The organism is Cobetia sp. 1AS1, from assembly GCF_029846435.1.
GTDB classification, from domain to species: Bacteria; Pseudomonadota; Gammaproteobacteria; order Pseudomonadales; family Halomonadaceae; genus Cobetia; species Cobetia amphilecti.
The window spans coordinates 118,238-130,582 of the sequence record NZ_JARWKU010000006.1; the positions used below are offsets into that span (position 1 = coordinate 118,238).

Annotated in this window: 8 protein-coding genes and 1 tRNA gene; 5 read left to right on the forward strand and 4 right to left on the reverse strand. The window is 63.1% G+C overall.

The window, feature by feature from the left end; translation table 11 throughout:
• Position 1 precedes the first annotated feature (1 nt).
• Both QD280_RS11765 and QD280_RS11770 read left to right on the forward strand, forming a co-directional pair.
• The gene (locus QD280_RS11765) at positions 2-823 is read left to right on the forward strand and encodes a tRNA-(ms[2]io[6]A)-hydroxylase (protein ID WP_279839358.1); all 822 of its coding nucleotides are present in this window, start codon (positions 2-4) and stop codon (positions 821-823) included.
• A 78-nt stretch (positions 824-901) separates the two neighbouring features.
• The gene (locus QD280_RS11770) at positions 902-4,816 is read left to right on the forward strand and encodes an AAA family ATPase (RefSeq protein ID WP_279839360.1); all 3,915 of its coding nucleotides are present in this window, start codon (positions 902-904) and stop codon (positions 4,814-4,816) included.
• A gap of 101 nt (positions 4,817-4,917) precedes the next feature.
• Here the strand turns inward: QD280_RS11770 and QD280_RS11775 are convergent, their stop codons facing one another.
• Together QD280_RS11775 and QD280_RS11780 are read right to left on the reverse strand one after the other, a co-directional pair.
• Positions 4,918-5,691: a UDP-2,3-diacylglucosamine diphosphatase gene (locus tag QD280_RS11775; protein WP_279839361.1), complete on the reverse strand. Its 774-nt coding sequence runs from the start codon at positions 5,689-5,691 to the stop codon at positions 4,918-4,920.
• Between the two features lie 152 nt (positions 5,692-5,843).
• A complete protein-coding gene (locus tag QD280_RS11780; protein ID WP_279839362.1) occupies positions 5,844-6,338 on the reverse strand; it encodes a peptidylprolyl isomerase in 495 nt (164 codons plus the stop codon).
• Positions 6,339-6,576: 238 nt separating this feature from the next.
• Between QD280_RS11780 and QD280_RS11785 the strand changes: the two genes are divergently transcribed.
• Positions 6,577-8,256 (forward strand): glutamine--tRNA ligase/YqeY domain fusion protein, encoded by a 1,680-nt coding sequence (locus tag QD280_RS11785; protein WP_279839363.1) that lies wholly within the window; start codon positions 6,577-6,579, stop codon positions 8,254-8,256.
• A gap of 202 nt (positions 8,257-8,458) precedes the next feature.
• Entirely contained in the window at positions 8,459-9,841 is a 1,383-nt protein-coding gene (cysS, locus tag QD280_RS11790) for a cysteine--tRNA ligase (RefSeq protein ID WP_279839428.1), read from the forward strand.
• Positions 9,842-9,947: 106 nt separating this feature from the next.
• Here cysS and mtnN read toward each other — a convergent pair whose 3' ends face one another.
• Both mtnN and folD read right to left on the reverse strand, forming a co-directional pair.
• The gene (gene mtnN / locus QD280_RS11795) at positions 9,948-10,658 is read right to left on the reverse strand and encodes a 5'-methylthioadenosine/S-adenosylhomocysteine nucleosidase (protein WP_043331304.1); all 711 of its coding nucleotides are present in this window, start codon (positions 10,656-10,658) and stop codon (positions 9,948-9,950) included.
• 85 nt (positions 10,659-10,743) lie between these two features.
• The gene (folD, locus tag QD280_RS11800) at positions 10,744-11,613 is read right to left on the reverse strand and encodes a bifunctional methylenetetrahydrofolate dehydrogenase/methenyltetrahydrofolate cyclohydrolase FolD (protein ID WP_054555494.1); all 870 of its coding nucleotides are present in this window, start codon (positions 11,611-11,613) and stop codon (positions 10,744-10,746) included.
• Between the two features lie 629 nt (positions 11,614-12,242).
• On the opposite strand from folD, the gene QD280_RS11805 reads away from it, so the two are divergent.
• Positions 12,243-12,319, forward strand: a tRNA-Pro gene (locus tag QD280_RS11805).
• Positions 12,320-12,345: the final 26 nt, after the last annotated feature.

The following is a 12,345-nucleotide window of genomic DNA, read 5'->3' on the forward strand; positions in this document are numbered from 1 at the left end:
AATGAATTCAATGACCGACGTGACCGAGCGCAATGTGATTGCGCCTGAGCAGAGCAAGCAGCATGATGATGTTCATGCTGGGCGGTATGGCGAGAGTGAGGCTGGGGCGCGCGTGATCGCAGCGTCGCAGGGGCCAAGCGATGAAGATACCGATGCCTTGCTGCCGGCCTCGCTGCTGGCCTTTCTGCCCTGCAGGACGCCCCTGAGCTGGGTCGAGGCGGCGCTTGAGAATCCGGAGCTGCTGCTGATCGACCATGCGCAGTGCGAGAAGAAAGCCGCCTCCACCGCCATGAGCCTGATGTACCGCTACGTGAACCGGCCACTGCTGTTGACCAAGATGTCACAGCTGGCGCGCGAAGAGCTGCTGCACTTCGAGCAGGTGGTCGGGCTGATGGAGAAGCGGGGCATCGTCTATCGGCATATCAAGGCCTCGCGCTATGCCGAAGCCCTGCGCCAGCAGGTCAGGGACGAAGACCCGCAACGCCTGGTGGACATCCTGCTGATCGGCGCCCTGATAGAGGCAAGGTCGTGTGAGCGCTTCGCGCGCCTCATCCCGTATCTGGAACCAGAGCTTGCAAAGTTCTATCGCACTTTGGTTAAGTCAGAAGGACGTCACTATGAGGATTACCTCATGTTGGCAGAGCAATACACCAATGAACCACTGGAACCCCGTCTCGCGGTGCTACGTGAAGTGGAACGAGAGCTGATCGAAACCCCCGACGCTGTCTTTCGCTTCCACAGTGGTCAGCCGAGCGCACGACGGGCAGCGCGCGCCTCGGCCAGGGTGGGTCGGGACGCGATGGATCAAGGCACGAGAGACTAAGGCAAGGATCAAGGACAGGGGATCACCGGCGCCGTGGCAGGGCTGGCGTTTCGTTCGCGACTTTGAAATGGATGACACATGACGCAGGAAACATCTGGTCAAGCTCAACTGGCACTGCTGGGACATTTCCAGCTGACGTTGGGTGATGACACGCTGACTCAGTTCAGCTACGACAAGGTCAAGGCGCTACTTCTGCATCTGCTGCTGCATGATCAGGCCGTCTCCCGTGCCGGGTTGGCGGAGTTGCTCTGGCCGGATCAGGGGCTGTCCTCCGGACGGACCAACCTTCGCCACGCCTTGCACTGTCTGCGTCAGAGTCTCGGCGAAGAGGCTGACAACCTGTTGACGGTGTCGCGCCAGACCATCGCGCTCTCGCTGCCGGAGCACTGGGAGCTTGATCTCGACGAGCTCAACGGCCTGCTGCTGGCACCGCCCTCCGTCGCCACCCTGGGGGAGATTCTCACCCTGTATCGTGGCGACCTGGTCGAGGAGCTTTCCTTGACCCAGTGCCCTGACTTCCAGCGCTGGATGATCAAGGTGCGTGGCGAGTGGCGTCAGCGCGTCATCCAGTTCGCCGAGCGGGTGCTGGCCACGGACGAGCCGCTGCCCGATGACGTGCTGCGTACGCTGGTCAGCCGCTTCTCCGGTTACGGCCCCTTCCATGAGCGTCTCGTGCGTCAGCTGGCCGAAGGCGGCCAGTCGGCCGCGGCCCATGAGCAGTTCAATGCCTTCCTGCAGCAGCTGGCGCTCTCCGGTCAGCAGCCGGACCCCGGCTTCCTGCAACTGGCGCGCTACTGGTCCGATGGCAAGAGCGAGACCATGAGTGCCATGACGCCGCAGGGCGCCATCTCACGGACCCTGTCGCTGGACAGCGCACCGCTGCGCGAAGAGGAAATCGATCACCGTCAGCTGTCGGTCATGGCCATTCGCCTGAGCGTCAAGGACAGTCATCGTGACCGCGTCTGGGCGCGTGCCTGTCTGACGCTGCAGATCGAGCTGTTGCGTTGGCTGGAGCAGCAGTGTCATCACCTGGGCGGCTTCTGGCTGCCGGGCGCCACGGGTGGCGTGGGCCTGGCATGCTTCGGCACCCACGGCCCGGCGCATCAGCTCGCCGAGCTGGTCGCGCTCTATGAGCACTGCAGCAAGGCGATCCCCGATGAGATCGCCAAGCTGTGGGACGGCGAAGGCAAGCCGCCGGCCTTTTCGCTGTCGGCGGGCCTGCACTCCGGTCAGGTCATCTACCTGCCGGAGCGTCAGCTGGCCGACCCGCTGGGTCAGGTCACGCAATATTCCCTCGAGTTGATGACCGCCGCCGAAGGCAGCGAGCTGGTGATCTCCCAGGAAGCCAGTCAGCACATGCCGCCGGCACTGGACCTGCAGCCCCGCTTGACCTCGCGCCTGTTGGCCGCTGATGGTCGCGTGCGTCTGCGTGCGCTGGTGCTGGGCAGCAGTGTCGCCACCCGCGAATCCTCGTTGCCGACCTTGATCGGTCGCGAGGGCGAGCTGCGTCGCCTGCGCGATGCGCTGGCCCGCGCCAGCATCGGCCTGCGCCAGAGCGTGCTGGTCAGTGGCAACTCCGGCATGGGCAAGTCGGCCCTGATGGTCAATTTCCGTCAGCTGGAGCAGAGCCAGGATGTCGGGCTGTGCTGGATGCCGACCACGCGTCTCTCGCAGCTTGAGCCCTACAGTGTCGTGACGGCGCTGATTCGCTGGCGTCTGGACGGCAATATCGATCGCGAAAGCGTCGAGCATCTGTTCGAGTCTTCCGAGGCGTTGCAGGGCATCAGCGAGGAAGTGCGTCGCTCCTTCCACGCGGTGCTCGGCACGGCGGAAGATACTGCAGAAGACGAAGTGCTGATCCAGTCCAGCGAGACGGTCGAACGCGTCGTGCGCGTGCTGCACCTGGTGATCGAGAAGTCAGCCAGCCTGCGCCCGCTGGTGATGATGATCGATGACCTGCAGTGGCTCGACGAGCCGTCGCTCAAGGTGCTGGCTGGCCTGCAGGCGCGTCTGCCGATCAACATCGGCTTCATGCTGGCCGCGAGCCACAACGGTCGCGACAGCCTGGCGGTCAAGCTCAACTGGGACCAGCACATCGCGTTGGGTCGCCTCGATCCGATGCAGGTCTCGCGCCTGCTGTCGCACCTGTCACGTCGCTATCGCCTGCACCTGAGTCCACGCATGCGCAGCCAGCTCATCGAGCGCTGCGATGGCGTGCCGCTCTACCTGCAGGAAATCTGCCGTCGTCTCGACATGGACCGCCGCGAAGGGCGTCCGGTGCAGCTCGACGAGTTGCCCAAGGGCCTGATCGGCCTGCTCTCCAGTCGTATCGATCAGCTGGAAGAAGGGCGCGATGTCGCCCACGCCGCCGCGGTATTGGGGCGTGTCTTCAAGCTGAGCTTCGTACGCCAGAGCTGTGAGTTCGAGGAGGGCCGCCTCAAGCGCGCCATCGAGAGCATGCAGCGTCTGGAGATCATCGAGGCCTGCAGCAGCGACAGTGAATTCGACTACCAGTTTACCCATCAGCTGATCCAGGAAGCGGCCTACCTGTCGTGTCCGCGGGATGTGCGGCGCCGGATTCACCATCAGGTGGTCGCGCTGATCGAGGACAAGTATCCCGCCTGGATCAGTCGTCACCCCGGCTACTTCGCCGTTCACCTGCGCAAGTCGCAGAACTTCAGCCGTGCCGCGCGTTACTTCGAGCTCTCGGCGCGCGAGGCGCTCAAGATCAGCGCCAACCGCACCGCGCTCAAGATGGCGGACAACGGCCTGGCCTGCCTCAAGCATGTCGATGGTCAGGAAGAGCGCGAAGTCAGCCTGCTGACGGTACGTGGCCAGTCCGGTTTCGCGCTGGAAGGCCATGGCTCACGCATCGCCCACGAGAGCTTCGTGCAGGCACGCAACCTGCTCAGCAGCCCTGCGCTGGTCGAGGACGACGAGCCGGACCTCGAGCAGGCCTTCATCGTCAAATGGGGCCTGTGGGTCGGTTGCAGCGAGCGTCATGCCCACGCCGATGCCTTCGCGCTGGCCTCGGGCCTCAGCGAGCTGGCGGAAGAGCTTTCCGATGATCGCTATCGTCGCCTGGCCGATTATGCGCGTGCCCACTGCGAGTTCTGGGCCGGCCGCGTGCGTGTGGCGGGCGAGCACCTGGATGAGATCGATCCGGTCAACCATCCGATGGTGCTCGAATGGCTGCCGTTCAGCGATCACCCGCAGGTGGCGGCCTCCTGTCTGCAGAGCTGGACATCGTGCCTGCGCTGCGACTACGTGAAGGCCGAGCAGCAGGCCGAGGCGGCGATTCGCATGGCCGAGCAGATCGGTCAGCCCGGTTCGCTGGCGATGGCGTTGATGTTCTCCACCTCCCTGTATCGCCAGCTGGGCCACACCCATCTGGCGACCCAGCGCGCCGAGCGGGCCCTGGAAGTGACGCGTTCAGCGGACCTTCACCTGTGGCACATGGCAGCGCATGGTGTGCTGGGCTGGGCGCGGGCGATGAATGGCGACCGCGATGGCCTGTCCATGCTGCAGTCGAGCATGAACGAGTTCGCCGAGCTGACCGGACGCGAGCGTCATCAGCGTCCCAACCTGTGGTACATGGACGCCGTGATGGCGCTGGGCGAGCACGCTGCCGCTGAGGAATACATGGAGAAGGTGCTGCTGGTCGCACAGGAGCGCAATTCCTTCTACCTGTCAGAAGTCAGCTATCTGGTCGCGAGCCTGCGCAGTGCTCAGGGGCTGCCGCTGGAGAAGGTGCGCTCCCTGATCGAGCAGGGGTTGTCCTACTCCATCGAGCAGGAAAACACTCACCATGAAGCCATGGGGCTTGCCACCTGGCTGCGTCTGGTCGATGCCCATGATGCCGAGCGGTGTCAGCGTCTGAAGGTGTTGCTGGAAGAGCTTCCGAGCGCCGATGCCCCCGCGGTACTGGGCTGGCATCAGCTGGTGGAGATCGCCGAGGGGCGTGCGCGCCGCAAGGCATCGTCACCGGCCTGAGCGAAGCGTCTGGCGCAGCGAAGCGCCTGATACTGTGAGAGCGTAAGAAAAAAGCCCCGCTGCCGTGATCGGCAGCGGGGCTTTTTGGTGTGTGCAAGCGATCAGCCGTGGGTGATCGCATCGACCAGCGGCAGCGCAAATTCACGCAGCTCCGGCCCCTGGCCACGGGCGATGATGTCGAAGGCCTGAGTCGGGCGCCAGTCGCCGAGCACGATGCGGCGCGCCGGCTCGCCATCGATCTCGAGTTCATGCACCGCCGGGCGATGCGTATGGCCATGGATCAGCGTGCGCACGTCGTGCTCACGCATCTCGCGCACCACTTCCTCGGGCGTGACGTCCATGATCGCCTCGTCCTTCTCGCTGTTGGTCTCGCCGGACTGCATGCGCAGTGACTGGGCCAGCGCCAGACGCTGCTCCAGCGGCATGGCCAGAATCTGCGCCTGCCACTGAGGGTCGCGGGTCATGGCGCGGAACTTCATATAGGCCTGGTCGCGGGTGCACATGCTGTCGCCGTGCATCAGCAGCACGCGCTCGCCGTCCAGCTCGATCACGCTCGGGTCGGGCAGCAGCGTCACGCCGGCCTCGGCCGCGAAGGTCTCGCCGACCAGGAAGTCGCGATTGCCGTGCATGAAGAAGATCGCGGTGCCGCGCTTGGCGATGCGCTTGAGCGCAGCGCTCATGCTGTCGGTGAAGTCGTTGCGATAGTCATCGCCGACCCAGACCTCGAAGATGTCACCCAGCAGAAACAGACGCTCGACGGCAGGCTGGCAGGTAGCCAGGCGTGCCAGATAGTCGAGGAAGCCCTGGGCGATCTCGGGCGTGTCGGGTTGCAGGTGCAGGTCGGAGATGAAGAGGGTGGTGGCAGTCGTGTTCATGGTCGGGGTCCGCGAAGGTGGGCGGTCAGCAGGGCATCGCAAGGGCGCACTGCCGTGGGAGTTCATAACGCAAACCGCCCAGCCTGGCACTCGCGATCACGAGGCAAGGCCGGGCGGCAGGCACGCCTTGCGGCGTGATCAGGCGAAATCGCTTATTCGGTGATTTCAGCGCTGGTGATGATCACGTCTTCTGCCGGCACGTCGGCGTGGCCGTCGCGACGGGTGGTCTTGACCGCTTCGATCTTCTCGACCACGTCCATGCCTTCGACGACCTTGCCGAACACGCAGTAACCCCAGCCCTGGCTGGTCTTGCTGGTGAAGTTCAGGAAGTCGTTGTCATTGACGTTGATGAAGAACTGGGCGCTGGCGGAGTGCGGGTCCATGGTGCGAGCCATGGCCACGGTGCCGCGGTCGTTCTTGAGGCCGTTGTCGGCTTCGTTCTCGATCACGCCATTGGTCGGCTTCTGGTTGAAGTCGGTGTCAAAGCCACCGCCCTGAACCATGAAACCCGGAATGACGCGGTGGAAAAGGACATTGCTGTAGTGGCCTTCACGCACGTACTGCTCGAAGTTGCCCGCGGTCTTCGGGGCCTTCTCGTGGTTGAGTTCGAGGGTGATATCGCCGTAGTTGGTGTGAAGAACGATCATTCGGGCTTCCCGGTCATCTGTCTTGCTCAAGTGTCAGGCAGGCGCGGCTTCATGGCATCGCCTGCGGGCGTCGCGCTATAATAGCGGCTTTGCATCCAGACACGAAAGCCTGAGCGGGCGGCAGGCGCGTGGATGCAGCCCCGATCATCCGTCTTGTTGTCCTTGCGCACGTTCGTTCAACCACATGACGACCCGCAATACGACGCCCAGGAACCACACAGAGGTGCAGCGAAACTTCATGAGTACCGAGACCCAGAGCGCCCCGAACTTCGTGCTTAACCAGATCCGCGAAGAACTCGAGGCCGGCCGTGCCGATAAGGTTGTCACGCGTTTCCCGCCGGAGCCCAATGGCTTCCTGCATATCGGGCACGCCAAGTCGATCTGTCTGAACTTCGGTCTGGCACAGCAGCTCGGTGGCGATTGTCACCTGCGCTTCGATGACACCAACCCGGCCAAGGAAGAGCAGGCCTATATCGACGCCATCAAGGAAGACGTCGAATGGTTGGGCTTCGAGTGGGCCGGCAAGGTGCGCTTCGCTTCCGATTATTTCGACCAGCTCTATGCCTGGGCCCAGCACCTGGTGCGTGAAGGCAAGGCCTATGTCGATGACCTGTCGCCGGACGAGATTCGTGAATATCGTGGCACGCTGAAGGAGCCGGGTCGCCCGAGCCCTTACCGTGAGCGTAGCCCCGAGGAAAACCTCGATCTGCTCGAGCGCATGAAGAAGGGCGAATTCGGCGAGAGCGAGAAGGTGCTGCGTGCCCGCATCGACATGGCGGCGCCCAACATCAATCTGCGTGATCCGATTCTCTATCGTATCCGCCATGCCAGCCATCACCAGACCGGCGACAAGTGGAAGATCTACCCGTCCTACGATTTCACGCATGGTCAGTCCGATGCGCTGGAAGGCGTGACGCATTCCATCTGTACGCTGGAATTCGAGGACCATCGTCCGCTGTATGAGTGGTTCCTGGCCAACCTGCCGGTACCGGTCACGCCGCGTCAGATCGAGTTCGCGCGTCTGAACCTGGATTACACCGTCACCTCCAAGCGCAAGCTGAAGCTGCTGGTGGACGAAGGCGTCGTCGATGGCTGGGATGACCCGCGCATGCCGACCATCTCGGGCATGCGTCGTCGTGGCTACACGGCCGCTTCCATCCGCAAGTTCTGCGACATGATCGGCGTGAGCCGCGCGGATGGCGGCATGGTCGAGATCGGCATGCTGCACCACGCCATCCGTTCTGACCTGGAAGACAACGCGCTGCGGGCCATGTGCGTGCTCAATCCGCTCAAGGTGGTGCTGACCAACCTGCCGGAAGGTCACGAGGAAGTCTTCGAGGTGCCCGGCCATCCGGCACGTGACGACATGGGCACGCGCCAGATTCCGCTGACCCGTGAGCTGTGGATCGACGCCGATGACTTCATGGAAGATGCGCCGAAGAAGTTCTTCCGTCTCGCGCCCGAGAAGGAAGTGCGTCTGCGCAATGGTTACGTCATCCGCTGTGATGAAGTGATCAAGGATGAGGCCGGCGAGATCGTCGAGCTGCGTTGCAGTGTCGACCTCGATACCCTCGGCAAGAACCCGGAAGGCCGCAAGGTCAAGGGTGTCATCCACTGGGTCAGCGCCGAGCACGCGGTGCCGGTCGAGGTGCGTCAGTACGAGAACCTGTTCCTGGAAGCCGAGCCGGACCGTGACAAGGATGTCGACTTCCTTGAGCACCTCAATCCGGACTCGCTGAGCATCGTCAAGGGCTTCGGTGAGCCGAGCCTGCGCAATGCCGCGCCGGAAACGCGTTACCAGTTCGAGCGTATCGGCTACTTCGTCGCCGACCGCCATGACTGCGTCGATGGCGCGCTGGTCTTCAACCGTACCGTCAGCCTGAAGGACGGTTGGGCCAAGGCCCAGAAGAAGGGTTGATGGCAGCCAGGCCTCCTGAGGGAGGTCTGCTGGCATGACTTTTGACCCGCTTCACGGCCCGCAGGCTGATCCTGTACCTTCGATGACGAAGCTGCATGACCGGCCTGCGGGCCGCTCCATTTCGCAAGGCTGACAGCGCACTGTCAGCAAAGTAGCCAAGGGCGATGACTGAATGATTTCACTCGAAGATGCCGCGAGCACACTGTCCATCTACAGTACCCTGAGCCGGACCAAGGCACCCTTCGTGCCATTGGAAGGCAACAAGGTGCGCATGTACGTCTGTGGCGTGACGGTCTATGACCTCTGTCACATCGGCCATGCGCGTGTGATGGTGGCCTTCGACATCATCACGCGTTACCTGCGTGCGCGTGGCTATGACGTCACCTATGTGCGCAACATCACCGATATCGACGACAAGATCCTCAAGCGTGCCGACGAGAATGGCGAAGCCTTCGAGGCGCTGACCGAGCGCATGATCCAGGCGATGCACGAAGACGAGGGGCGTCTGGGGATCCTGCGTCCTGATCGCGAGCCACGGGCGACCGCGCACATCGGCGATATCATCGCGATGACCGAGACGCTGATCGACAAGGGCTTTGCCTACGCGGCCAGCAACGGTGATGTCTACTACCGTGTGCGTCGTTTCGAGGGCTACGGCAAGCTCAACAACCGTCAGCTCGATGACATGCAGTCCGGCGCGCGCGTGGAAGTGGAAGAGGCCAAGGAAGACCCGCTCGATTTCGTGCTGTGGAAGGCCGCCAAGCCGGGCGAGGCCAGTTGGCCATCCCCCTGGGGCGCGGGGCGTCCGGGCTGGCATATCGAGTGCTCCGCGATGTCGACCTGCTGCCTGGGCAACACCTTCGATATCCACGGCGGCGGGCCGGACCTGACCTTCCCGCATCACGAGAACGAGATCGCCCAGTCCGAAGCCGCCACTGGCCAGCAGTATGCCAATGTGTGGATGCACGCCGGCGCGGTGCGTGTCGGGCAGGACAAGATGTCCAAGTCGCTGGGCAACTTCTTCACGATTCGTGATGTGCTGGAGCAGCACAACCCGGAAGTGGTGCGTTATCTGCTGGTGGCCAGCCACTACCGTAGTGCGATCAGCTATGAAGCCAACTCGCTGGATGAGGCGCGTCGTTCGCTGGAGCGCTTCTACAATGCGCTGGAGAATGTCACGCCCGAACAAGGCGAGGTGTCAGGCGACTGGCGGGCACGCTTCGTGGCTGCCATGGATGACGACTTCAATACGGCCGGTGCGCTGTCGGTGTTGTTCGAGTTGGCTCGCGAGCTGAACCGTGCCAAGAAGGAGGCGCCGCAGCAGGCGCCGGCGCTGGCCTACGAGCTGACCGCGCTGGGCGGCCTGCTGGGGCTGTTCGGCCAGGACCCGGCGATCTTCCTCAAGGGCGATACTGCCGCATTGGCGTTGTCGGAAGACGAGATCCAGGCGCAGATCGAGGCGCGTGCTGCCGCCAAGAAGGCCAAGGATTTCGCGGGTGCTGACCGTATTCGTGACGAGCTGGCCGCTCAGGGCATCATCCTCAAGGATTCCCGCGAGGGGACGACCTGGGTGCTGGAAGGCTGATGCGGTTGGCATGACGCATTGTCACTGCGAAAAAAACCGCCGTCCCGAGAGGGGCGGCGGTTTTTTTTGGCCAGTCGGGCGGGGATCGCTCTCAGGCAGCGGCTGATCAGCTGGCGAGGCGCTTGACCATGGCCTCGACCATGCGCGAGGACTGACGTGCGGCGACGTGCAGGAATTCCTCGAAGGATTGGCTGTTGTTGTCCTTGCCGGCGATGTCAGACAGCGCACGGATGACCACGAACGGCATCTCATAGACGAAGCAGGTCTGGGCGATGGCGGCGGCTTCCATCTCGGCGGCCAGCATGTCCGGGAAGCGTGAGCGAGTCAGCGCGACCAGCTCCGGGTCAGCCATGAAGATGTCGCCGGTGCAGATCAGGCCTTCACGCGCCTTGATCTCGCCCTGGGCTTCGACGCACTCACGCGCGATCTTCACCAGTGCCGGGTCTGACGGGTAGGCGGCCGGCATCTGCGGCACCTGGCCATATTCGTAGCCGAATACCACGGCATCGACGTCGTGGTGACGCACTTCGCTGGAGATGACCACGTCGCCGATCTCCAGATCAGAGGCGAAGCCCCCGGCGGAACCGGTGTTGATGATGGCGTCCGGCTGGTAGCGTTCGATCAGCTGGCAGGCGCCCACGGCGGCGTTGACCTTGCCGATGCCGGACTGCAGCAGCACGATCTTGAGGCCGTGCAGCTGGCCGACGTGGAAGGTGGAGCCGGCATGTTGAGTCGTGGTGCTGTCTTCCAGCAGCTCGGCGAGGATGGCGACTTCCTCGGCCATGGCGCCGATGATGCCAAGTGTCTTGAGGGACATGGTGAAATCCTGAAGCAGGGCCTGCGGGGCATCCTGTCATGCGATGCCCCGCGGCCAGGGGAGGTGTCAGCGAGAGGGTGCGTGCTTACTTGCCGGCCAGCTGGGCATCGTGCAGCTCGGCGGCGAACAGGGTGTTCTCCAGCAGCGAGGCAACGGTCATCGGGCCGACGCCGCCCGGTACCGGCGTGATCCAGCCTGCGCGCTCCGCCGCCGGGGCGAACTCCACGTCACCGACCAGCGAGCCGTTGTCGAGGCGGTTGATGCCCACATCGATGACGATGGCGCCTTCCTTGATCCACTCACCCTTGACCAGGCCCGGCTTGCCGACGCCGACCACGACGAGGTCTGCCTGGCGGACCTTGCTCTCCAGGTCCTTGGTGAAGCGGTGGCAGACGGTGGTGGTGCAGCCGGCCAGCATCAGCTCCAGTGACATCGGGCGACCGACGATGTTGGAGGCGCCCACGATGGTGGCGTCCATGCCGCGCACCTGCAGGCCGCTCTCGGACAGCAGCGTCATGATGCCCTTGGGGGTGCAGGGGCGCATTACCGGCAGGCGCTGCGCCAGACGACCGAGGTTGTAGGGGTGGAAGCCGTCCACGTCCTTGTCGGTACGAATGCGCTCGAGAATCGGGCGTGAGTCGAGGTGCGCCGGCAGCGGCAGCTGCACCAGGATGCCGTCGATGCTGGTGTCATCATTCAGCTGGTCGACCAGGGCTTCCAGTTCCTGCTGCGTGGTGTCAGCGGACAGGCGGTGCTGGGTGGAGAGAATGCCAGCCTTCTCGCAGGCGAGGTGCTTGTTGCGGACATAGACCTCGGACGCCGCGTCTTCACCGACCAGCACGACGGCAAGCCCCGGAATACGTTCACCGGCATCACGACGCGCATCGACCTGACGGCCTACCTGTTGGCGTACGCGTTCGGCAATGGCCTTGCCATCTATCAGTTGTGCTGACATCAGCGATCATTCCTTCTCGTGGGCGATAAATGCAGGAGGGACAACGATGGCCAATTTTCGCATGCCTTGCCCTCCAGTCAACGCCGAATGACGACCTTGGTCGAAAGCTGTCATGGGTGTCAGGTCTTTCGCAGGCGCCCGACAATGCAGAAGACGGCTCCAGGAGGCAGGCAAGAGTGGGGTCATGCCATGCGATTGTCGCCTTGACGCTCCATCTGTAGAGGCGCAAGGAAAGGTAAAGGTAAAGGTCGACGCAGAGGTAGAAGCAAAGGGAGAGACAAAGGGTGAAGCAGAGAGCGGGGTAAGGAGAAGGGTGGGGCAGATGGGAGAGGGTGAATGGCAGAGGGGCAGAAGGCGTAGGGACGATAGTCAGTCCACCGGCGGCGCTCAGCCGTCGCAAGTCATCACTGCGTCAGTGGCAGAAGCGATGACAGGTAAGGCGTCTTGTATCAGCAAGGAGAGATGTTGGAGGCTGCAGGGATGAAAGCCCGCGACATGACATTGGCATGACAGCGCGAGGGGCAAACGATTCTTTTGGAAAGAATTCACGTAAGGGCTTGACCGCAGACGAAAGTTCGGTAGAATACGCCTCGCATCGACGGGGTTCGACGGTCGGTTGAAGACGGTTTCGGGATATAGCGCAGTCTGGTAGCGCGCCTGCTTTGGGAGCAGGATGTCGGGGGTTCGAATCCCTCTATCCCGACCACTTGAATACAACGTATCGCTAGGCTT